Annotated in this window: 21 protein-coding genes; 11 read left to right on the plus strand and 10 right to left on the minus strand. The window is 55.6% G+C overall.

From position 1 onward, the window contains the following. Positions 1–3: 3 nt before the first annotated feature. Together mdtI and mdtJ are read right to left on the minus strand one after the other, a co-directional pair. Positions 4–333, minus strand: coding sequence for a multidrug/spermidine efflux SMR transporter subunit MdtI (gene mdtI / locus ACMVME_RS02895; protein WP_014169849.1), 330 nt, complete (start codon positions 331–333; stop codon positions 4–6). Next, entirely contained in the window at positions 320–682 is a 363-nt protein-coding gene (mdtJ, locus tag ACMVME_RS02900) for a multidrug/spermidine efflux SMR transporter subunit MdtJ (RefSeq protein ID WP_025204323.1), read from the minus strand. Before mdtJ ends, mdtI begins: the two co-directional genes overlap by 14 nt. Positions 683–1,103: 421 nt before the next feature. Between mdtJ and ACMVME_RS02905 the strand changes: the two genes are divergently transcribed. After that, positions 1,104–2,147 carry an AI-2E family transporter gene (locus tag ACMVME_RS02905; RefSeq protein WP_014169847.1) on the plus strand — a complete coding sequence of 348 codons (1,044 nt, stop codon included), beginning with the start codon at positions 1,104–1,106 and terminating at the stop codon, positions 2,145–2,147. 89 nt (positions 2,148–2,236) lie between these two features. Here the strand turns inward: ACMVME_RS02905 and ACMVME_RS02910 are convergent, their stop codons facing one another. Continuing rightward, positions 2,237–3,262 (minus strand): LLM class flavin-dependent oxidoreductase, encoded by a 1,026-nt coding sequence (locus ACMVME_RS02910; protein WP_014169846.1) that lies wholly within the window; start codon positions 3,260–3,262, stop codon positions 2,237–2,239. 178 nt (positions 3,263–3,440) lie between these two features. On the opposite strand from ACMVME_RS02910, the gene yajD reads away from it, so the two are divergent. Further along, the gene (gene yajD, locus ACMVME_RS02915) at positions 3,441–3,788 is read left to right on the plus strand and encodes an HNH nuclease YajD (protein WP_014169845.1); all 348 of its coding nucleotides are present in this window, start codon (positions 3,441–3,443) and stop codon (positions 3,786–3,788) included. A gap of 56 nt (positions 3,789–3,844) precedes the next feature. Further along, positions 3,845–4,114 carry a hypothetical protein gene (locus ACMVME_RS02920; protein ID WP_014169844.1) on the plus strand — a complete coding sequence of 90 codons (270 nt, stop codon included), beginning with the start codon at positions 3,845–3,847 and terminating at the stop codon, positions 4,112–4,114. Between the two features lie 120 nt (positions 4,115–4,234). Here ACMVME_RS02920 and ACMVME_RS02925 read toward each other — a convergent pair whose 3' ends face one another. Further along, positions 4,235–5,002: an arylamine N-acetyltransferase family protein gene (locus tag ACMVME_RS02925; protein ID WP_020884297.1), complete on the minus strand. Its 768-nt coding sequence runs from the start codon at positions 5,000–5,002 to the stop codon at positions 4,235–4,237. Positions 5,003–5,038: 36 nt separating this feature from the next. Between ACMVME_RS02925 and ACMVME_RS02930 the strand changes: the two genes are divergently transcribed. Then, complete coding sequence (locus ACMVME_RS02930; RefSeq protein ID WP_251858857.1) at positions 5,039–6,547, plus strand: PLP-dependent aminotransferase family protein; 1,509 nt, start codon at positions 5,039–5,041, stop codon at positions 6,545–6,547. Positions 6,548–6,612: 65 nt separating this feature from the next. On the opposite strand, the gene ACMVME_RS02935 is transcribed toward ACMVME_RS02930, so the two are convergent. Further along, positions 6,613–7,668 (minus strand): SDR family oxidoreductase, encoded by a 1,056-nt coding sequence (locus ACMVME_RS02935; RefSeq protein ID WP_047955519.1) that lies wholly within the window; start codon positions 7,666–7,668, stop codon positions 6,613–6,615. 97 nt (positions 7,669–7,765) lie between these two features. Here ACMVME_RS02935 and ACMVME_RS02940 point away from each other — a divergent pair, with 97 nt between their 5' ends. Beyond that, positions 7,766–8,647, plus strand: coding sequence for a LysR family transcriptional regulator (locus ACMVME_RS02940; protein WP_044858837.1), 882 nt, complete (start codon positions 7,766–7,768; stop codon positions 8,645–8,647). A 7-nt stretch (positions 8,648–8,654) separates the two neighbouring features. Here the strand turns inward: ACMVME_RS02940 and umuC are convergent, their stop codons facing one another. The 3 genes from umuC to ACMVME_RS02955 form a co-directional block, all read right to left on the minus strand. Then, positions 8,655–9,917: a translesion error-prone DNA polymerase V subunit UmuC gene (umuC, locus tag ACMVME_RS02945; protein ID WP_182268520.1), complete on the minus strand. Its 1,263-nt coding sequence runs from the start codon at positions 9,915–9,917 to the stop codon at positions 8,655–8,657. After that, the gene (gene umuD / locus ACMVME_RS02950; RefSeq protein ID WP_014169838.1) at positions 9,901–10,335 is read right to left on the minus strand and encodes a translesion error-prone DNA polymerase V autoproteolytic subunit; all 435 of its coding nucleotides are present in this window, start codon (positions 10,333–10,335) and stop codon (positions 9,901–9,903) included. Before umuD ends, umuC begins: the two co-directional genes overlap by 17 nt. 233 nt (positions 10,336–10,568) lie before the next feature. Continuing rightward, on the minus strand, positions 10,569–11,435 hold the full coding sequence (locus ACMVME_RS02955; protein ID WP_020884301.1) for an aldo/keto reductase family oxidoreductase: 867 nt from the start codon (positions 11,433–11,435) through the stop codon (positions 10,569–10,571). A 144-nt stretch (positions 11,436–11,579) separates the two neighbouring features. Between ACMVME_RS02955 and tcp the strand changes: the two genes are divergently transcribed. After that, positions 11,580–13,241 carry a methyl-accepting chemotaxis citrate transducer gene (gene tcp, locus ACMVME_RS02960; RefSeq protein ID WP_014169836.1) on the plus strand — a complete coding sequence of 554 codons (1,662 nt, stop codon included), beginning with the start codon at positions 11,580–11,582 and terminating at the stop codon, positions 13,239–13,241. A gap of 37 nt (positions 13,242–13,278) precedes the next feature. Here the strand turns inward: tcp and smrA are convergent, their stop codons facing one another. Next, positions 13,279–13,842: a DNA endonuclease SmrA gene (gene smrA, locus ACMVME_RS02965; protein WP_044866938.1), complete on the minus strand. Its 564-nt coding sequence runs from the start codon at positions 13,840–13,842 to the stop codon at positions 13,279–13,281. Positions 13,843–14,196: 354 nt separating this feature from the next. Next, positions 14,197–15,108, minus strand: a complete 912-nt coding sequence (locus tag ACMVME_RS02970) for a LysR family transcriptional regulator (RefSeq protein WP_063156052.1) — start codon at positions 15,106–15,108, stop codon at positions 14,197–14,199. A gap of 175 nt (positions 15,109–15,283) precedes the next feature. Here ACMVME_RS02970 and ACMVME_RS02975 point away from each other — a divergent pair, with 175 nt between their 5' ends. The 5 genes from ACMVME_RS02975 (at position 15,284) to fnr (ending at position 21,072) form a co-directional block, all read left to right on the plus strand. After that, positions 15,284–16,594, plus strand: a complete 1,311-nt coding sequence (locus ACMVME_RS02975) for a M20 family metallo-hydrolase (protein WP_063156053.1) — start codon at positions 15,284–15,286, stop codon at positions 16,592–16,594. Continuing rightward, complete coding sequence (locus tag ACMVME_RS02980; RefSeq protein ID WP_068794556.1) at positions 16,594–18,039, plus strand: M20 family metallopeptidase; 1,446 nt, start codon at positions 16,594–16,596, stop codon at positions 18,037–18,039. The genes ACMVME_RS02975 and ACMVME_RS02980 overlap by 1 nt, the downstream gene beginning before the upstream one ends. Before the next feature lie 44 nt (positions 18,040–18,083). Continuing rightward, positions 18,084–19,610 carry a p-aminobenzoyl-glutamate transporter gene (abgT, locus tag ACMVME_RS02985; protein ID WP_020884305.1) on the plus strand — a complete coding sequence of 509 codons (1,527 nt, stop codon included), beginning with the start codon at positions 18,084–18,086 and terminating at the stop codon, positions 19,608–19,610. 10 nt (positions 19,611–19,620) lie between these two features. Next, the gene (ogt, locus tag ACMVME_RS02990) at positions 19,621–20,136 is read left to right on the plus strand and encodes a methylated-DNA--[protein]-cysteine S-methyltransferase (protein WP_020884306.1); all 516 of its coding nucleotides are present in this window, start codon (positions 19,621–19,623) and stop codon (positions 20,134–20,136) included. Positions 20,137–20,319: 183 nt separating this feature from the next. Further along, the gene (fnr, locus tag ACMVME_RS02995) at positions 20,320–21,072 is read left to right on the plus strand and encodes a fumarate/nitrate reduction transcriptional regulator Fnr (RefSeq protein WP_014070017.1); all 753 of its coding nucleotides are present in this window, start codon (positions 20,320–20,322) and stop codon (positions 21,070–21,072) included. Positions 21,073–21,195 lie beyond the last annotated feature (123 nt).

Raw genomic sequence — 21,195 nt, forward strand, 5'->3', positions numbered from 1 at the left:
GTATCAGGCGAGTTTTATCATGATCATGCCGGCAAGCAGCAATATCAGTCCAATCCAACCTTTGTTATTTAAACGCTGACCGAACAGCACCCAGCCGGCTGCCAGGGTGGCGGCAATACCAAACCCGCCCCACAGCGCATAGGCCACGGACAGATCGATACCCTTCACCGCCTGTGACAGGGCGCTGAACGCCCCCAGTACGGCGGCAATCGACAACAGTCCGTAAATTTTACGACGAAAACCGTCAGAGAATTTTAGCAGGACGTTCGCTAAAATCTCCAACACGATGGCAAACCCCAACCAGGCCGCGTGGATCCATTCAAACTGCTGCATGGGTCTGCTCCTTCGGCTGCTTAGTCGGTTTGCGTGTACCCGATTTAATCAGCACGATACCTGCTACCAGCGTCGTTAACCCGGCAATCTTCATTGTTGATAATGTTTCGTCAAATAATAAGACGCTGAACAGGGTGATCAACAAAATACCGATCCCTTCCCACAGTGCATAGGCCACACCCAGCGCAATTTTCTTCACTGCAAACGACAGGAAAATATAGGAAAGTGAAATCATCACCAGCATTAAAATAAAGCCGGTATTGCCATCGCTGACGCTTGCCCATTTCATCGACAACGTGCCGGTAATTTCAGCGATAATAGCAAGGGCTAATAAAATCCAGTAAAACATGTTTTTCTCCTGCTTGAGAATATAATCCATCGTGGCCTGCTGCGTGCAGCAAACCCAAAAATATGAAATTAAATCAGACAGCTAAGCGCGTAGCGCCAGCTCAGGCAGAAGATGTGACTATAGCGCGTTGCGCCAGTGTTGCTCACCAGAAAGAAGGCAGAAGGAAGTGAAAAATACAGCGGTGTTGTTTGAAGAATACGTCCTGAACAAATTGTCCATAAAATTACAATTATCCGCGTTGTTGCTTCTCGTCTTTGCGGATGAAAATTGTCCTCGGTAGTTGAACACGCCAAATTTGTACCATAAGTAAGGCTTTTACTCAAAGTCTTTTCAATTCTTTACCCATCCCGTTTGATTTTGGTTAGTTTATTGAAACGGCTTTCGCCTTTATTATAAATAAAAATATTATTCAGGAACCCCCATGGCTAAACCCATCATTACCCTGAACGGGCTAAAAATTGTCATCATGCTGGGCATGCTGGTGATCATATTGACGGGCGTCCGTTTTGCCGCCGACATCATCGTGCCGTTTATTCTGGCCCTGTTTATTGCGGTGATCCTTAACCCGCTCATACAGCGCATGACGCGGTTCCGCATCCCGCGCGTGCTGGCAATCACGATGCTTATCAGCATCATTATTATTGCCATGGTGCTGCTGGTCGCTTATCTCGGCACCTCCCTCAATGAACTGACGCGAACGTTACCGAAATACCGCTCGTCGCTGGCGATACCGCTGTTGCAGCTAGAACCCTGGCTGCAGCGTGCGGGAATCGAAGTCTCCGTTGAGGAGTTGCTGAAGTACATTGATCCGAATGCCGCCATGACCCTCGTCACTGGCCTGCTGGCGCAGCTCTCTAACGCCATGACCTCGATTTTCCTGCTGTTTTTAACGGTGGTGTTCATGCTGTTGGAAGTACCGCAACTGCCCGCAAAACTGCAGCAAATAATGGTCCGTCCGGTTGAAGGCATGGGGGCGATTCAACGCGCGCTGGATAGCGTCTCCCGCTATCTGGTCCTGAAAACCGCCATTAGCCTGGTCACCGGGGCCGTGGTCTGGGGAATGCTGATGGCGCTGGATGTCCGGTTTGCGTTCGTCTGGGGATTACTGGCCTTTGCGCTCAACTATATCCCTAACATCGGTTCGGTGCTGGCCGCTATCCCCCCTATTCTGCAGGTGCTGGTGTTCAGTGGGTTCTATGATGCGCTGATTCTGCTGGCCGGGTATCTGGTGATTAACCTGGTGTTCGGGAATATTCTTGAGCCACGCATGATGGGGCGTGGTTTGGGATTGTCCACGCTGGTGGTATTTCTGTCCCTTATCTTTTGGGGATGGCTGCTCGGCCCGGTCGGCATGTTGCTCTCCGTTCCGCTGACCATCATTGTGAAGATTGGCCTCGAACAGACGGCAGGCGGGCAAAGTATCGCCGTGCTGCTGAGCGATATGAGCCATAAGCCAGTCGAATAACCTCCGCAGATGCCTGCCTCGTCCCCCTTACCGGGGGTGACGAGACAGGCAGGCGTTACGGCCTTCGCGCTCGGTGCACAACAAAATGGCTACTCGCGCCATCCCATTGCCGGTGCAACATGCTTCAGAATGGACTCGATAACATGCGCGTTGTAATCCACTCCGAGCTGGTTCGGCACGGTGAGCAATAAGGTGTCCGCTTCGGCAATCGCTTCGTCTTGTTTCAACTGCTCAATCAGCTTTTCAGGCTCAGCGGCATAGCTGCGTCCGAAAATGGCGCGCGTTTTCTCATCAAGGTAACCCACGCTATCGCTGTCGTTCCGGCTTGCGCCGAAGTACATGCGGTCACGATCGTCCATCAGCGCAAAAATACTGCGGCTGACCGAGACGCGCGGCTGACGAGTATGCCCGGCTTCCGCCCATGCCTGTCGGTAGGCGCGGATCTGTTTTGCCTGCTGAATATGGAATGGCTCACCGGTTTCATCATCTTTCAGGGTTGAGCTTTGCAGGTTCATCCCCAGTTTTGCAGCCCATACCGCTGTCGCGTTCGACCCTGCGCCCCACCAGATGCGCTCACGTAAACCTTCGGAATGTGGCTCCAGGCGCAGCAGTCCCGGTGGATTTGGGAACATGGGTTGTGGGTTCGGTTTTGCAAACCCTTCTCCGCGCAGCACCTCAAGCAGTACCTCGGTGTGTCGGCGTGCCATATCTGATTCATTTTCCCCTTCCTGCGGGACATAACCAAAATGACGCCAGCCATCAATGACCTGCTCCGGAGAGCCCCGGCTGATCCCCAGCTGCAAACGTCCGCCGGAGATTAAATCCGCCGCGCCCGCATCTTCCGCCATGTACATCGGATTTTCATAGCGCATATCGATCACACCAGTACCGATTTCGATGCTTTTCGTTTTGGCACCGATCGCCGCCAGTAAGGGGAACGGAGAGCTGAGTTGACGGGCAAAATGATGCACACGGAAATAGGCACCGTCTGCGCCCAGCTCTTCAGCGGCGACGGCCAGGTCGATGGATTGCAACAGGGTGTCCGCCGCGGAACGCGTGCCGGACTGAGGTGACGGTGTCCAGTGACCAAATGACAAAAAGCCGATCTTTTTCATAACGAGATATCCTGATGATGCTTTGCGTTATCTCTACTTTACGCATTACCCGGGGAGAATAAATGCCCTTTATTTAACGGAATAATTCAAATAAATTGACTGAATTGAGCGGATCGCAATGACGCCCCATAATGAGATATAGTGCGTCTTTCTTTTTCCCTGGCAGGTAAAACCGGCAATGGCTCTGATCCCTAAAAACTACGCGCGACTGGAAAGTGGCTACCGTGAAAAGGCATTAAAAATCTATCCCTGGGTCTGTGGACGCTGCTCACGCGAGTTCGTCTATTCAAACCTGCGCGAGCTCACGGTTCACCATATCGATCACGATCATACTAATAACCCGGAAGATGGCAGCAACTGGGAGCTGTTGTGCCTGTTTTGCCACGACCATGAACACTCGAAATACACCGAAGCAGATCAGTACGGTACTACCGTTGTGGCGGGTGAAGACGCGCAAAAAGACATGGGCGTGGCCACTTTCAACCCGTTTGCCGATCTAAAAGCGATGATGAATAAGAAAAAATAATTCCCTAATATTGCCCCTCTTCGTCATATGGGCCGCACAGTTACAGGTAAAAGGATATGGATACACTCCGTTGCTACTGGGACGTTTTTTTCAATGCTTATGGCTCACTGCTCACGAAAACCGTGCTGGTATTACTGCTGGTGTGGTGGTGTCATCAAACCCTGCAGCGCTTCAGAAAAGAAGCCCCTGACGCTACCGGCCCCATTGCCGAGGCCAATGCCAGAGAACGCTACCAGTGGCGCTACTTGCGGTGGGCTTTAAGTAGCATCCAGGGCATCCTTTCCCTGTATATTATAGGGTTGATTATTACGACGCTTTTTACGTAGCGGATACGGTTTCTGCCCTGAAGACGTCTCAGGTAGCCTCTGTCTTTAACAGTTCGCATTGTCGATGATAAGCCGGGGACGCATGCGCAGACTCGATACAGTCCAGCGTCCCCCTGCGGATCACTCAACCGTCAGCGCGAAACAATTTTTCAGTACAGAGGCAATATCATCTTCTGCCAGCTGTTGCGTTTCCACGCCCTGCGCGGTGATCGTTTTCAGCACGTTACCCAGCAAAATCTGGCGTCCTTCCGGGCGATGCTGTACGACGAGCAGCTTCTGCACAAAAATGGCGTCCGGGTGCGTGGAGTTAAGGTAGTTGGCAGGCACGAAATCAATCCACTCCTGAGGAGAGAGGTCAAAGCCGTACTGACTGGCCCATTTACCCTCCACCCATGCCTGAAGCAGATACTCACCCTCCGCGTTACGGGTCAGCCGGAACGTGTCGAAATCCTGCCGGATATCCGTATCAAGCATGTCTAACGCCATCGGCGCACGGATGCCGTAGCTACCGAATCCAAGGTCACAAAGCCACTGACGACCGTCAATCTCAGCAATGAGTGCCATATGGGTTTTAGGCCGACGCACCGGGTAGAACATCGGGCGCGCCGCGACAAAACGCCAGCGAATGCCCAATGCCTCCAGCGCCATCGCAAATAGCCCATTCACCTCATAGCAGTAACCGCCGCGCTTCTGCCTCAACAGCTTATCGGCAATGTCTTCGGGGACCAGCGAAACGACTTTACCCGCCTGTACATCCCCATTTTCAAAGGGTATCGAAAAGAGCTGATGGCGCATCAGCGCATGCAGGGTTGCAGTATCGGCAGCCGCCGGGCCGGTATAGTTTATGCGCCTGAAATAGGCAGAAATATCGAAATTGTCGCTGTGCATAGTGCCTCCTTGTCTGGAACATGCCGGACACTATAGATGGGGCACTTCATTGGCTGTATAGTCAGTTTTATCGAAAATTTGACTGCACAGATCCCCATGGCCGCCCCGTCCCCCCATTACCGTCGGATTGCTGAGATGCTGCGTCTTACGCTGGCTTCAGGCGCGTTGCAAATCGGCGACCGGATGATCTCTGCACGTAAACTGGCCGAGCGCGAACAGGTCAGTCTCCCGACGGCACTGGAAGCACTACGCTGCCTTGAGGCCGAAGGCCTGATCGTTGCGCGTCCGCGTTCGGGCTACTACGTCCGTCAGACCCGCCAGTCCCGATGCGTGCAGCCCACGCGTTCCCTGCCCGGCCCCGTGCCTGTGACAATGTCAGCCGTCGCGCGATCGTTATTCAGTAGTGCAGAAGCCCGGCTGGTACCGCTGGGGGCTGCCTTGCCCGACCCCGCGTGGCTACCAGGCGATACCCTGCAACGTGCGCTGCAGTCTGCAGGTCGACGTCTGGAAGCACGTGGGCAAAGCTATAGTCTGCCTCCGGGACGGGTTGATTTGCGCAGTAAGATTGCCGCCCGGGCAGCGCAATGGGGCGGCCGTTTTGGTGCAGAGGATCTCATCATTACCGCTGGCGCGACACAGGCGCTGCGTCTGGCGTTGCGGGCTGTGTGCCAGCCTGGCGACGTGGTAGCGATAGAACAACCCGCCTATTTCGGTACGCTGTTGCTGCTGGAAGATTTGGGCCTGAAGGCGCTGGAGATCCCAACCGATCCTCAAGAAGGGTTGTTGCTGGCGCCGCTCGCCGATGCTATTCGGTGCCATCATCCAGCGGCCGTTCTGGCCTCGCCCACCGTGCAAAATCCGCTGGGCGCCAGTATGTCCGTCCCCCGCAAGCAGGAACTTGTTGCCCTGCTGGAAGATGCAGGTATCCCGTTAATTGAGGACGATGTTTATGGCGATCTGGTCGGCGAAGGGCAACGTCCTCCGGCCTGTAAAGCGTTCGACCAGAGCGGGAATGTCATTTACTGCAGTTCATTGTCTAAAACGCTTGCGCCCGGATGGCGCATCGGCTGGATTGCGCCCGGACGTTACCACGCCCAGGTCCTGCAGGCGCGTATGGCCGGAGACTGGGCAGGCGCGCCGCTGTTTGAGGCCGCAACGAGCGAAATCCTGACCAGTGGCGACTACGATCGTCATCTGCGGCGGCTAAAGCGGCGCATCGCAGAAGGGATTGGTGCCGTCATTGCGCGCGTCAAGGCAAGCTTCCCTCCCGGCACACGCGTTAACGTGCCGGCTGCCGGTTTCCTGTTGTGGGTTGAACTTCCACACCAGGTGAATGCACTGGAGGTGCACCGCCGCGCGCTGACACTGAACATTGGCGTTAGCCCCGGGCCGCTGTTTTCCCCCCGCGCACACTTAACGAATTTCCTGCGATTAAATTGTGCCAACGAGCCTACGCCCCTCCTGCTGAATGCGGTGGATCGGATTGGCGCGCTTTGTCATGAACTAGCCAGCTCCTCTGGCCTTATTCCAGAAAGTGAACATTGAGCGCTCTTTACTCCCTGCTTCCGGGTTCGCGTTTTTTACTGCCGTCAGAAACGCACTCCCTTTTTTCACGGAATAATACGTGCCGCTCTTAGCTGCGAGAACAGGCTGAAAAACATCTCGTCGGTTGCCTGCATTCGCGTGAACCCTGACCGGCGGAGCTTACTGCCGTCGCCAAACATGTCGTAATTCCAGCTAAAGACAAAATCGGCAAAATGCCCGTCGTTCAGCTGCAAAATATCCGCCTCCACCAACCGCTCCCCGGCAATGTCGCGCCATAACGCACGATAGTCCTTAAACAGCTGATGGAATGACAATCTGACCGGCGGCGCAGAGTCCAGTTCAAACCAGCGTGCGATGCGCGGCCACAGCTCGCTCCAGCGCCAGATGTCCCCATTATTCACGTTGAAAGCCTGGTTGTTAGCCCTACGTGATGTGGCTGCCCACAGCGTTGCCTCCGCCAGCAATCCGGCGTCAGTATGATCAACAATGCTATGCCAGGTCTGTTCCGAACCGGGAAAACGCAGAGGTAAACCCAGAGCCTTACACAGGGACGCATACAGTGCGATGCTCAGTGCAAGGTTCATGGTATTGCCTGGCACCGAACTGCCCACCACGCCTGGCCTGATGGCATTCCAGTGCCAGCGTTTTCCCCGCTGAAAATCACGGAGCCACGCGAGCTGAGCGGCGTTAAATTCTGCCCCGGGTACGCCCGGATCGCTTTCGCGTGCCGGGGTTTTGAAGGGTCCCAGGTGCGCGCCATACACTTTGTATCCCTGCATCAGGCTTACCGTCTGCAAAGGCGCCGTTTTTTCAATATTGCTGACCAGGTTGCGCAACATCGTGACGTTCGGTTCAACCATTTCCGCCCAGCTCCCGGCATTCATCCAGGCGCTGTAAAAAATATGGGTGATCTCGCCAGCGGCTTGCAAAGCCCTTGCGCTATCCTCTGCATCCAGTAAATCAACGTTGATCAGCGAAATAGCATCAGGATGGGATAAGGCATGGCGGCTCAGGCCAATCACCTGCCATTTGTTGTCCAGGAGTGTTTTGACGAGCTGTCTGCCTACGATCCCGCTGGCGCCAGCGACCAGCGCGACGTTTTGTGGCTGCATCTTATTCACGGTGTTTCTCCAGTTAGGGTGACAGACACAGTGTGATATATTAATTTTTCCCTACATATCCCCTGAATTCGATGGCACTTATAAGAAAAAACATTAAATGAACAATAAGCTCAACGCCATTTCCACCTTTCTGCGCGTCGCAGAAGCGGGTTCCTTTTCGGCAGCCGCTCGTCAGAGCGGAATGAAGCAGTCTGCCGTCAGCCAGCAGATTGCCGCCCTGGAACAGGAGCTCGGGGTGGTATTACTGCATCGGACAACGCGAATGATGAAGCTCACCGAGCAGGGTGAACGTTATCGCCGTGATATGCAGCTTTTGCTGGATGCCATGCAGGAAGCGGAGAGACGGTTGAACCCTGCCGATCATCAGTTTCAGGGCAGCGTCCATGTTCAGTTGCCAAGCGGTCTGGGGCAGATCGTTTTGCCCCCTCTGCTGGCGCTTCAGCGCCTGCATCCGGCATTGCACCTGACGTTGTCCCTGGATGACCGCATCGCCGACCTGGTGAGCGAAGGGGTGGATGTCGCGCTACGCCTTAGCGCTGAGCCTCCGCAATCGCATGCGGCACGTCTTCTGATGCGGATTGAAACCGCGCTGTTCGCTGCTCCCGGCTTTCAGGCGGTACACTCCGTCAGCGAACTGGCGGCACATCCCCATGTGCGATTTAGCGGCATCCCGCGGGATGCGCCTCTACGGTTGATCGCCGGTGAGGAAACAATTGACGTGAAAGTGCATACCGTTTTTCGTGCCAACACCAGTGACGCCCTGTTACAGGCGCTGGAGTCAGGCCTCGGGATTGGCGGTATGCAGCTGCCGCTTGCGGCAAAGGCGTTGCAAGCCGGCACGCTGGTGCCGGTATTACCGGCCTGGCGGTTACCTGACCGGTATCTCTATGCCGTCTACCCCGACGCCCGCTTTATCCCACAACGCGTCAGAAGCGTGATACAGGTGATCGAACAAATCCTGCCGACGCTTGCCAAATAACCGGCGTCTACTTCGCTACCGGCAAATCCGCGTACCGCGTCGTATAAGCCGGTGACAACATCTCGCGCTTCATCGCCCAGGATTTCTCAATCCCCTGCCCGGCAAACCATATCTTCCCTTTCCCGGAATGATTCACGCTGTCGATCAGCGCCATCAGCGCCGCGCTGTTGGCGCGCAAACGGTTATCGTCAAATAAATTCAGCTGGGCGACGCCGCTACTGAAAAAGTCCGCCAGCATCACCCCCGCTTTCATGTAGCGATAACCGTCAAGCCATATGCGCCCCAGCGCATCGGTGGCGGCACGGATGATATCGCGCGAGTCATTGGTGGGCGTCATCAGGGTGACAGACGCCTGATTGCCGTAATAAACCTCGTTGTCCGCATGCGGGCTGGTACGCAAAAACACGCTGATAAAGCGACAATATTGATGCTCGCTGCGCAGCTTTTCCGCAGCCCGTTCAGCGTAGGCGCAAATGGCCTGGTGCATCTCCTCGTATTGCGTAATACGGTGTCCAAACGAGCGGCTACAGATAATCTGCTGCTTCGTGGGCGTGAACTCTTCCAGATCAAGACAGGGCTCGCCGCGCAGCTCGCGCGCCGTGCGCTCCAGGACAACGTTAAAATGTTTGCGGATGACCCACGAGGAAGCTTGTGCCAGATTCAGCGCCGTGGTGACGCCCATCGCATTAAGTTTTTTGGTAATGCGCCGCCCGACGCCCCACACCTCCTCTACCGGTACGCGCGCCAGCAGTTTACGCTGCCGCTCGCGATCCGATAAATCCACTACGCCTCCCGTGCTGCTCCACCGCTTTGCCGCATAGTTGGCCAGCTTCGCCAGCGTTTTCGTGGGGGCAATGCCTACGCCAACGGTTAATCCCGTATTTTTAAACACCTGCGTGCGCATATGATGACCAAACGCCTCCAGCGCCATGCAGTTGCTGACGCCAGCAACGTTCACAAACGCCTCATCAATGGAGTAAATCTCTATGGCCGGGGCGAAGTCGGTCAGCGTCTGCATCACCCGGCTGCTGAGATCGGCGTAAAGCGCATAGTTCGAGCTAAAGACGTAAACCCGCGCGGGAAAGCGCTTCTCTTTGAATTTGAAATACGGCTCGCCCATTTTTATATCGAACTGCTTTGCCTCCCGCGACAGCGAAATAATGCAGCCGTCGTTATTGGAGACCACCACCACGGGTTTGCCCCGCAGATCGGGCCGAAACACCGTCTCGCAGGAGGCATAAAAGCTGTTCACATCAACCAGCGCGAACATGTTTATGCGTTTTGAGTGTGTGGGTGACAACACCGAAGATCTGCAGTTCCTCTTCGGACTGAAACGTGATCGGCTGATAGCGAACGTTATGCGGCACTAACCTCAGGATCGGGCGGGTCTGCAGCTCTTTGACCGTAAACTCACCCGCGACGGATGCCACCACAATATCCCCGTGCACGGCGTTTAACGAACGATCGACGACCAGCAGATCGCCATCGCCGATCCCAACGCCGATCATCGAGTCTCCGCTCACCTTCACAAAGTAGGTCGCGCTGGGATGCCTGACGGCCAGGCGGTTAAGATCGAGACGATCCTCCACATAATCCTGCGCCGGGCTTGGAAAACCACACGCTACGCGTTCTACAAATAACGGTAATTCAAGGGGTTGCTTTGGATAATAAGAAAAGAGAGTGTCCATAAATGCCTTTCTCGCCAGATGCTGTATATAAATACAGTATTACGGATTATGGACAAGGATCAAGGTCCTTTACGGGGGTTACCCCAAACGCATTGAAGTGTGAGCGGATTTAATTCAGCCGTATCCTGCGCATCGGCGAAAGAATAGCCAGATAACGCCTGCGGCAGCGACATTCAGGTTTCAAGAGGGACAAAAAAGCCCAAAGCACTGCTTTGGGCTTATGCCTGTCTGGCTTAATCCGCCAGCGAATCGAGCGTTTCCAGCGCGTCAGCCGGGAGCACCAGCTCCGCCGCCGCAAGATTTTGTCGCAGATGCGCCACGGAGGAGGTGCCGGGGATCAACAGGATGTTCGGCGAACGTTGCAGCAACCACGCCAGCGCGACCTGCATTGCCGTTACACCCAGCGAATCAGCGACCGCCTGCAGCCCGGATGATTGCAGGGGTGTAAAACCGCCCAGCGGGAAGAACGGCACATACGCAATCCCCTGCTGCGCCAGCGAATCCACCAGCGCATCATCGCCACGGTTCACGATGTTGTACATGTTCTGCACACACACCACCTGCACCATCTTCTGCGCTTCCGCAACCTGGGTGGCCGTGACGTTGCTCAGGCCAATATGGCGCACCAAACCTTGCTGTTGTAACTCGGCCAGCGTGGCGAGAGGTTCAGCAATTGAGCCTTCTGCTGGCCCGTGTGCGCTGAACATGATGCGCAGATTAACCACGTCCAGCACATCCAGCTGCAGATTACGCAGATTGTCATGTACCGCCTGCGTCAGTTCCTGCGCGGAGAAGGCCGGCAGCCAGGAGGCATCACTGCCGCGACGGGCACCGATCTTGGTGACGAGCGTCAGATCGTCGCGGTACGGATGAAGCGCCTCGCGGATCAGCTGGTTGGTGATATGAGGCCCGTAAAAATCGCTGGTATCAATGTGATTCACCCCAGCAGCCACCGCTTCGCGGAGCACATCCAGCGCGGCATTTTTGTCCTTTGGAGGACCAAACACGCCCGGCCCGGCAAGCTGCATCGCGCCATAGCCAAGCCGTTTAACCGTCCGCGACCCCAGTGCGTACGTCCCGCTTTTATCAATGCTGCTCATGTCGACCTTCCTCATAAAAATGATCCGGATTTACAACGAGTTCCTTAACAGACCCCGTAGTTAAGCGCGAGTTAAATTAAAGTTTAATTTCTCTACGACGATAGTATTTGTGTAACCCTGCATCTTCTCTAACGGACGACCGCTATGCTGAAAAATCTGCACGTGATTACCGGTATTATCTTTGCTCTCACCATATTCTGTCTGTTGCAAGTTGTCACGGGAGGGTTGTTCTACTCTGCCGTCAGCAACGACCGCCATAACTTCCAGAACTCCGGGGTGCTCAATGCCCAGCAGGAGAGCCTGAGCGACAGCGTAAACACGCTGATCAAAACGCGCGTCACCGTCACCCGCGTGGCGATCCGCTACCTGAAAAACCAGCGCGACCCGGCGTCCCTTGCGGCGATCAACAAACTGCTTGGCACCGCGGCTGATTCTCTGGCTAAAGCTGAAGCCTATAACAAAGAGTGGCAGAAAATGCCGCAGGTTAACGGCCAGAACGCGGCATTAACCGACGAAATGCAGAAATCATGGAGCCAGATGCATGAAGTGATGCGTCTTTCCATTGCGTATCTGCGTGCCGACAACTACCAGGCCTATGGCGATCTGGATGCCCAACAGGCCCAGGACGATATGGAAGGGGTTTATAACCGCTGGCGCGCCGAAAACAACACCCTGCTGAAAGCCGCAACCGAAGAGAACCAGAGCAGCTTTACCCAGATGCAATGGACGCTGGCAGCGATCTTCCTGGCCGTTATCGCGGTGCTGGTGGTGATCTGGCAGGGTTTACAACACCTGCTGTTAAAACCGCTCCACATGATTATGAACCATATTCGCGCCATTGCGGGCGGCGATCTGACGCAGGATATCGCCCTGTCTGGCCGCAATGAGATGGGCCAGCTGGCGGCGGGTCTGCATGAGATGCAGCAGTCGCTGGTGACCACCGTCAGCGCCGTGCGTGGTAGCACCGACTCCATTTACACAGGCGCAGGTGAAATTGCCGCCGGAAGCAACGATCTGTCTGCCCGCACCGAGCAACAGGCGGCTTCGCTGGAGGAGACGGCAGCCAGCATGGAAGAGCTGACCGCAACGGTTAAACAGAACTCCGACAACGCCCGTCAGGCTACGCTACTGGCGAAGAACGCTTCAGAAACGGCGGCCCGTGGCGGTCACGTGGTGGATAACGTTGTCCGTACCATGACCGAAATCGCCGACAGCTCGCAGCAAATTGCGCACATTACCGGCGTGATTGACAGCATTGCCTTCCAGACAAACATTCTGGCGCTTAACGCGGCGGTGGAAGCCGCGCGTGCCGGGGAGCAAGGTCGTGGCTTTGCGGTCGTCGCAGGTGAAGTCCGCACGCTGGCCAGCCGCAGTGCGCAGGCGGCGAAAGAGATCAAAGGGCTGATTGAGAACTCCGTCAGCCGGGTGAATACCGGTTCAGAGCAGGTCAGCGAAGCGGGCGCAACCATGAAGGAGATTGTCGCTGCCGTGACCCGCGTGACCGATATCATGGGCGAGATTTCGTCGGCGTCCGATGAACAGAGCCGCGGCATCGAACAGGTGAGCCTGGCCGTTTCGCAGATGGACAGCGTCACACAGCAAAACGCCGCGCTGGTACAGCAATCCGCCACGGCGGCGGCGGCCCTGGAAGATCAGTCGGAACAACTGCGCCAGGCTGTGGCAGCGTTTCGCCTGAACGGAAAGGAAAAAGCCACCGCGCCCCGCCCGGCCACGGTGAAAACCCCACAGCTGTTACGCCCGGCAACGGCCAACACCGCCACCGACAGCAACTGGGAAACCTTCTGAGTGACAGGCGGGCGAACGTCTCGCCCGCCAGAAGCGCTTAACGGCTGCGCTTAGCGTGCCGTTCCCAGTTCTCCTGTTTCGCTTCGTCAGACTTTCGTAGCGAAACATAGCATGCTCCGCTGCCGCCGTGATGCGGCAGCGCCACGCAAAAGGCCTGCACTTCCTCGAACTCGGTTAACCAGCGCGCCAGATAGCTGCGTACCACGTTGGGATGGGCGTTCTGCTCCCGCCCTTTTCCATGAATGATCACCAGGTTACGTAATCCATCGCGTCCAGCCTGGCGGATAAAGGAAAACAGCATCTGCCGGCAACGCTCGGCGGGCTGGCGTAACAGATTTAAGCTGGCCTGGCGGGAATATTTACCCGAGCGGAGCTTATCAATAACGCCCTGTTGCACCCCTTCCCGTCTGAACGCCAGCGGCTCATCCAGGGGCAGAAGTTCCAGGAAGCCCAGGGTCAGGAAGTTATCCAGTTGCTCGGTATCAATCTCCTGACGCGTTCGCGTGTTGCGGCTCGGCTGCCAGTGAATATCCGTGCAGCGCTTCAGGGGCTGGATACCCTCCATGGCGTCAAGAAAAAGTGATTTGTCGTCAGGGTTCATGGACATCCTCCCGCTACATCTGAGCCTGTACTATACCTGCGCCAGGCATGGGCCTCAATAACTGCCCCCCAGGATGAGGGCATAAATATTAACCTGATGAATATAAAAATTATTTCTCCGCAAAAGTTAAACGCGACTTAACTTAAATTTCAGCACACATAAAACAGAAAGTTTAGGTTAAAAAAATGTGGAATCAATGATGCTAAAACATATCTTTTTGAGGGTTGGCTGTTATAATTAAATAAACCTGCTTCACGGATATAACATTCAGGATCTGCGAAGGGAAGCACTGCTGTGTGTTGTAGGGTCTGTCTGATGTCGGACAGGCTCTGTTTTTTTATTTTACTCCCCACTTCACTCCGATACTATTTTCCGCGCCTCTCTTCTGAATTGCGTAATTAACGATTCGGTCAGGGGTGTCTGACGAGAATCACGGCGCTGAATTAAATAATAGGCCGCTTTAGGTAGCGATTCGACAACGGGCAGCATAACCAGGCGGTGCGCCAGCAGCGGGTCACAGCCCAGTTCCTTTGGCAGGATACTTAAAAAATCACTTTGTGCAACAAGACTAATGCAGGAAGAAAACGTTTCGCAAACAACGTCAATGCGCGGTATTTGCGAGCGATGAGTAAAAACATCTTCTAATTGCTTATAATAACTCCCGCGTGGCGTCGGCATTGTCCAGTTATAATTCAGCAATTCGGTAATGGATGTCGCGCCCGTCGCCGGATGCCCTTCCCGACAAAATACGGCGAAAGGCTTTTCGAACAATTTTTCAAACGTAAACTCATGATCGTACGGCCCCTGATAATAGGTATTGATGGTGAAATCCAGCTCGCCCTGGCGTAATTCATTGATCATCGACACCAGTTGCCCTTCCATAATCCGGACTTTTACCTGCGGATGTTGTGCATGAAAGCGGGTGATCACCGTGGGCATAAGGCTTCGTGAAATACTGGCTCCCATTCCAATATTAATCTGCCCGGCCAGTTCTCCCTGGCGCTGGCGGATATCATCCTGCGCCGCGCGTAACTCTTCCAGAATCAGCCTGGCGCGCGAGTAAAACCCTTCCCCACATTCGGTCAATGCGACGCCTTTACTCCTGCGCACAAAAAGCTGCGCCGCCATCCCCTCTTCCAGCTCTTTGATTGATTTGGTCAGCGCCGGTTGCGAAAGATTAAGCGTCCTGCTGGCACCGCGGATACTGCCCTGACGCGCGACTTCAACAAACGCCCGGATTTGATGAAATTTAATCTGAAATGACATAGCCCGACCGATAACCGTTGTTTATCAGAGTAAAGAAACTGTCATCTACTTTAATGGAAATGGATGTGCGAGGGTAATTCCTGAACGGTTAAAACTGTGAAAAAACGGTTAGTGATAAGTAAAAACTATCACAGCGTGAAGCAGTTCACATATTTTAATGATGACAGGAACAGATATGGAATCACTGGCGCAGTACATCCAGACATTAGCCCCACAACTGAGCGCATGGCGTCGCGATTTTCACCATTTCGCGGAGTCCGGATGGCTCGAATTTCGCACGGCGGCGAAAGTCGCGGAAATCTTAGACCAGCTGGGTTATTCGCTGGCGATGGGCCGCGACGTGGTGGACGCCGAAAGCCGTATGGGATTACCCGATGACGCCACGCTGGCGCGAGAGTTTGCCCGCGCCCGGGCGCAAGGCGCACCAGAGAAATGGCTGGCCCCGTTTGAAGGGGGATTTACCGGCATTGTGGCGACCCTGAATACCGGCCGCCCAGGCCCGACGCTGGCGTTTCGCGTGGATATGGACGCGCTGGATTTAAGCGAAGCACTCGATGACAGCCATCGCCCGTTCCGCGACGGGTTTGCCTCCTGCAACCCGGGGATGATGCACGCCTGCGCCCACGATGGTCACACCACCATTGGTCTGGGGCTGGCGCACGTGCTTAAGCAGAATGAATCGCAACTCAATGGCACCATCAAACTGATCTTCCAGCCTGCCGAGGAAGGCACCCGAGGCGCTCGCGCCATGGTGGCCGCCGGGGCGCTCGACGACGTGGACTACTTCACCGCGATTCACATTGGCACCGGTGTGCCCGCCGGTGTGGTGATTTGCGGCAGCGATAACTTTATGGCCACCACCAAGTTCGATGTGCATTTTACCGGGGTTGCCGCACACGCCGGCGGTAAACCGGAGGACGGCCGTAATGCCCTGCTCGCCGCGGCTCAGGCCGCTATCGCGCTTCACAGCATTGCCCCACACAGCGAAGGTGCATCGCGGGTGAATGTCGGCGTGATGCAGGCCGGCAGCGGACGCAACGTCGTGCCGGCTAACGCCCTGCTCAAGGTTGAAACCCGCGGCGTAAGCGAAGCCATTAACCAGTACGTCTTTGAACGCGCGCAGGCCGTGATTACCGGGGCGGCGGCGCTCTACGGCGTGAGCGTCGAGATGCGTCTGATGGGCGCCGCCACCGCCAGTGCCCCTACACCGGCCTGGGTAGATTATCTGCGCCAGCAGGCAAGCCAGGTTACCGGCGTGGTGCAGGCCATTGACAGAGTCAACGCCCCCGCAGGTTCCGAAGACGCGACGCTGATGATGGCCCGCGTGCAACAGAACGGCGGAATGGCGTCGTATATGGTGTTCGGTACCGAGTTAAGCGCAGGTCATCACAATGAAAAATTTGATTTTGATGAGCAGGTCATGAACCTCGCTATCGAAACGCTGGCGCGCACTGCGCTTAATTTCCCGTGGACGCGAGGTGTGTAATGCAGGAGAACTACGCTTTTATTGCCGATGCCATCGACACACGATGTCAGCTGTTAACCGACATTGCCGACGACATCTGGGATCACCCTGAAACGCGTTTTGAAGAGTTCTGGTCCGCGGAACGGATTGCCGGCGCGCTGGAAGCGGAAGGTTTCACCCTGACCCGTGAAGCCGGCGGGATTCCGAATGCCTTTATCGCCAGCTTCGGCAGCGGTAAACCCGTTATCGCCCTGCTGGGGGAATATGATGCTCTGGCCGGATTGAGCCAGCAGGCACATTGCGCGACGGCACAGTCCGCCACGCCGGGTGCCAACGGCCACGGCTGTGGCCACAATTTGCTGGGAACGGCAGCGCTGGCGGGTGCCATTGCGGTGAAAAGCTGGCTGGAGCAGCACGGGGGGAGCGGCACCGTGCGTTTCTACGGCTGTCCTGGTGAAGAAGGCGGTTCAGGGAAAACCTTTATGGTGCGCGAAGGTTTGTTTGATGACGTTGATGCCGCCGTCACCTGGCACCCTGAAGCATTTGCCGGCATGTTTAACGTCAGCACGCTGGCCAATATTCAGGCCGCCTGGCGGTTTCACGGCGTGGCGGCACATGCTGCTAACTCGCCACATCTGGGGCGTAGCGCGCTGGATGCCGTAACGCTGATGACCACCGGCACCAATTTCCTCAACGAACACATCATTGAGAAAGCGCGCGTTCATTACGCTATCACCGATACCGGTGGAATCTCACCCAACGTGGTGCAGGCGCAGGCTGAAGTGCTGTACCTGATCCGCGCGCCGGAAATGGCCGATGCGCAGCAGATCTACGAACGTATCGAGAAAATCGCTCAGGGCGCGGCAATGATGACCGAAACCACCGTTGCGTGTCGCTTTGATAAAGCCTGCTCCAGCTACCTGCCCAACCGCACGCTCGAAGCGGCGATGTATCGCGCCCTGCAGCATTACGGCACGCCGGAGTGGACGGAAGAGGAGCGCCAGTTTGCGCAGGATATTCGTGTCACGCTAACGCCAAATGACCTGCAAAACAGCCTGAAGAACATTGCCGCGACGGGGGGAGAAGCCGGTAACGCTTTTGCGCGCCGTCAGCAGGAGATGTTACTGACAGATGAGGTCGCACCTTACGCCATTACCGATAACGTACTGGCCGGGTCAACCGATGTGGGCGATGTCAGCTGGAAAATGCCGGTGGCACAGTGTTTCAGCCCCTGCTTTACCATCGGAACGCCTTTGCATACCTGGCAACTCGTGGCTCAGGGGCGAACCTCGATTGCTCATAAGGGCATGCTGCTGGCCGGAAAAGTGATGGGCGCAACCGCGCTAAATCTGCTCCAGGATGCAACGCTGCTGCAACAATGCCGGGAAGAGTTCGAACAACAAATCACCGAAAAACCGTACGTGTGTCCGATCCCGCCAGGCGTGACACCGTCACCTTTAAAATAATAAGACACAACACAACAACACAACAACAGTCCCGAGGAACGCCCATGAGTATGTCTTCCATACCTTCGCATTCCCCATCCGGTAAGCTCTATGGCTGGGTTGAAAGGATCGGCAATAAAGTGCCGCACCCTTTCCTGCTTTTTATCTGGTTGATCGTGGTTTTGATGGTGGCGACAGCGGTGCTGTCCGCCTTTGATGTCAGCGTGCGCAGTCCGGCCGATGGCAGTATGGTGGCGGTCAAGAACCTGTTGAGTGTCGAAGGGTTGCACTGGTTCTTACCGAATGTGGTTAAAAACTTCAGCGGCTTCGCCCCGCTGGGGGCCATTCTGGCGCTGGTACTGGGCGCCGGGCTTGCCGAGCGTGTCGGTCTGTTACCGGCGCTGATGGTGAAAATGGCCTCCCACGTCAGCGCACGTTACGCCAGCTACATGGTGCTGTTTATCGCCTTCTTTAGCCACATCTCCTCTGATGCTGCGCTGGTGATCATGCCGCCCATGGGCGCTCTGATTTTCCTCGCCGTCGGACGCCATCCCGTGGCGGGTCTGCTGTCGGCGATTGCGGGCGTAGGCTGCGGCTTTACCGCCAACCTGCTGATCGTGACCACCGATGTCCTGCTCTCAGGCATCAGCACGGAGGCGGCCAAAACCATCGACACCGCGATGCACGTCAGCGTCATCGACAACTGGTACTTTATGGCCAGCTCGGTGGTCCTACTGACCCTGGTGGGCGGACTGATTACCGATAAGCTCATTGAGCCGCGTTTAGGGAAATGGGAAGGCCGAAGCGATGAGAAGCTGGAGACGCTGAGTAAAGAACAACGTGTTGGCCTGCGCGTGGCAGGCGTGGTCTCGCTGGCGTTTATTGCCGCGGTCGCGCTGATGGTAGTACCGGAAAACGGCATCCTGCGCGATCCGGTTAAACATACCGTTCTCCCCTCGCCGTTTATTCAGGGCATTGTGCCACTGATTATTCTGTTTTTCTTTGTCGTTTCGCTCGCCTATGGGATCGCCACCGGCAAAATTCGCCGTCAGGGCGATCTGCCGCAGCTGATGATCGAACCCATGAAAGAGATGGCGGGCTTTATTGTGATGGTGTTCCCGCTGGCGCAGTTCGTGGCGATGTTTAACTGGAGCAACATGGGCAAATTTATGGCCGTGGGGCTGACCGATGCGCTGGAAGCGGCGGGGTTAAGCGGCGTCCCGGCATTTGTCGGCCTTGCGCTGCTGTCGTCACTGCTGTGCATGTTTATCGCCAGCGGCTCGGCTATCTGGTCGATTCTGGCCCCCATCTTTGTGCCGATGTTTATGATGCTGGGGTTCCACCCGGCGTTTGCTCAGATCCTGTTCCGTATCGCAGACTCCTCCGTCATCCCGCTGGCACCGGTCTCGCCGTTTGTTCCGCTGTTTTTAGGCTTCCTGCAGCGCTATAAACCAGAGGCAAAACTGGGTACCTACTATTCGCTGGTTTTACCCTATCCGCTTATCTTTTTAGGGGTATGGCTGGTGATGCTGGTGGCATGGTATCTTGTCGGTCTGCCGATTGGGCCGGGGATTTACCCAAGGCTGCACTAAAGGATTCACGATGCTGAGATTACTCGAAGATAAAATTGCCACGCCGCTTGGTCCACTGTGGGTGATTGCAGACGAGCAGTTCTGTCTGCGCGCCGTTGAGTGGGAAGAACACAGCGACAGGATGGACACGTTGCTCAACGTGCACTATCGCGCGCAGGGTTATGAACGTATCAGCGCCACCAACCCCGGCGGCCTGAGCGACAAACTGACGGCGTACTTCGAGGGCGATCTCAGCATCATTGACACCCTACCGACCGCCACGGCAGGCACACCTTTCCAGCGCGAAGTCTGGCAGGCGCTGCGCAGTATTCCGTGCGGACAGGTCATGCATTACGGCCAGCTCGCCGGGCAACTCGGCCGTGCCGGCGCGGCCCGCGCGGTCGGCGCGGCAAATGGCGCTAACCCCGTCAGTATTGTGGTCCCCTGCCACCGCGTGATTGGCCGCAACGGCACCCTGACCGGCTATGCCGGTGGCGTGCAGCGCAAGGAGTGGTTACTGCGTCACGAGGGGTATCTCCTGCTCTAGTTTCCAGGCTTTTAGTGCTTAATTTTCTTCCGGTTAGGCTAAAAATCCATAATCAAGCTGTGGAATTTCAAGAAGATGGCTACAGGTTGCCGTCTCTTGTCCTTATTGATGGTTTGGCAGGCTTACGTACTTACCAAAAAGATGTTAAAATTGACCAATATCAATTAAGGCTTGAGCAAACCTATGATCCCGGAAAAGCGAATTATACGACGCATTCAGTCTGGCGGTTGTGCTATCCATTGCCAGGATTGCAGCATCAGCCAGCTCTGTATCCCGTTTACCCTGAATGAGCATGAACTCGATCAGCTTGATAATATCATCGAGCGCAAAAAGCCTATTCAGAAAGGGCAGACGCTATTTAAAGCGGGAGACGAACTGAAATCGCTCTATGCTATCCGTTCTGGCACCATCAAAAGCTACACCATCACTGAACAGGGTGATGAGCAGATTACCGGCTTCCATCTGGCGGGTGACCTGGTTGGCTTTGATGCCATCGGTACTGGCCATCACCCGAGCTTTGCTCAGGCGCTGGAAACCTCAATGGTTTGCGAAATCCCGTTTGAAACGCTGGACGATCTCTCAGGCAAAATGCCCAATCTGCGTCAGCAGATGATGCGTCTGATGAGCGGTGAGATCAAAGGCGATCAGGACATGATTCTGCTGCTTTCCAAAAAGAATGCAGAAGAACGCCTGGCCGCGTTTATCTATAACCTCTCACGCCGCTTCGCGGAGCGCGGTTTCTCCCCGCGTGAATTCCGTCTGACCATGACGCGTGGCGATATCGGTAACTACCTGGGCCTGACCGTGGAAACCATCAGCCGCCTGCTGGGTCGTTTCCAGAAAAGCGGAATGCTGGCCGTTAAGGGTAAATACATTACCATCGAAAACGGTGAAGCTCTGGCCGTTCTTGCCGGTCACTCCCGCAACGTGGCATAACGCCTCCGCATGATTGATGCCAGGCCGATAAATTTTTATGATTTATTGGTCTGGTACGTCACCACTTCCGTTTCACCACGTTTCCCTGGCACCGCCCCACTCAGTCCCTGAAAGGTTCTTGTT

Origin of the sequence: Enterobacter cloacae complex sp. 2024EL-00711 (genome assembly GCF_047529885.1) — a bacterium.
Taxonomy (GTDB): Bacteria; Pseudomonadota; Gammaproteobacteria; order Enterobacterales; family Enterobacteriaceae; genus Enterobacter; species Enterobacter ludwigii.

Coding starts and splice junctions, on each gene's coding strand:
- ACMVME_RS02910 (WP_014169846.1), bottom strand. CDS start 3,262: ATGAAAAAGATCGGCTTTTTGTCATTTGGTCACTGGACACCGTCACCT.
- mdtJ (WP_025204323.1), bottom strand. CDS start 682: ATGTTTTACTGGATTTTATTAGCCCTTGCTATTATCGCTGAAATTACC.
- ACMVME_RS02905 (WP_014169847.1), top strand. CDS start 1,104: ATGGCTAAACCCATCATTACCCTGAACGGGCTAAAAATTGTCATCATG.
- smrA (WP_044866938.1), bottom strand. CDS start 13,842: ATGAACCCTGACGACAAATCACTTTTTCTTGACGCCATGGAGGGTATC.
- ACMVME_RS02970 (WP_063156052.1), bottom strand. CDS start 15,108: ATGTCATTTCAGATTAAATTTCATCAAATCCGGGCGTTTGTTGAAGTC.
- mdtI (WP_014169849.1), bottom strand. CDS start 333: ATGCAGCAGTTTGAATGGATCCACGCGGCCTGGTTGGGGTTTGCCATC.
- yajD (WP_014169845.1), top strand. CDS start 3,441: ATGGCTCTGATCCCTAAAAACTACGCGCGACTGGAAAGTGGCTACCGT.
- ACMVME_RS02980 (WP_068794556.1), top strand. CDS start 16,594: ATGCAGGAGAACTACGCTTTTATTGCCGATGCCATCGACACACGATGT.
- fnr (WP_014070017.1), top strand. CDS start 20,320: ATGATCCCGGAAAAGCGAATTATACGACGCATTCAGTCTGGCGGTTGT.
- umuD (WP_014169838.1), bottom strand. CDS start 10,335: ATGGACACTCTCTTTTCTTATTATCCAAAGCAACCCCTTGAATTACCG.
- ACMVME_RS02955 (WP_020884301.1), bottom strand. CDS start 11,435: ATGAGCAGCATTGATAAAAGCGGGACGTACGCACTGGGGTCGCGGACG.
- ACMVME_RS02925 (WP_020884297.1), bottom strand. CDS start 5,002: ATGCACAGCGACAATTTCGATATTTCTGCCTATTTCAGGCGCATAAAC.
- ACMVME_RS02940 (WP_044858837.1), top strand. CDS start 7,766: ATGAACAATAAGCTCAACGCCATTTCCACCTTTCTGCGCGTCGCAGAA.
- ACMVME_RS02975 (WP_063156053.1), top strand. CDS start 15,284: ATGGAATCACTGGCGCAGTACATCCAGACATTAGCCCCACAACTGAGC.
- ACMVME_RS02920 (WP_014169844.1), top strand. CDS start 3,845: ATGGATACACTCCGTTGCTACTGGGACGTTTTTTTCAATGCTTATGGC.
- ACMVME_RS02930 (WP_251858857.1), top strand. CDS start 5,039: ATGGGGCACTTCATTGGCTGTATAGTCAGTTTTATCGAAAATTTGACT.
- tcp (WP_014169836.1), top strand. CDS start 11,580: ATGCTGAAAAATCTGCACGTGATTACCGGTATTATCTTTGCTCTCACC.
- abgT (WP_020884305.1), top strand. CDS start 18,084: ATGAGTATGTCTTCCATACCTTCGCATTCCCCATCCGGTAAGCTCTAT.
- umuC (WP_182268520.1), bottom strand. CDS start 9,917: ATGTTCGCGCTGGTTGATGTGAACAGCTTTTATGCCTCCTGCGAGACG.
- ogt (WP_020884306.1), top strand. CDS start 19,621: ATGCTGAGATTACTCGAAGATAAAATTGCCACGCCGCTTGGTCCACTG.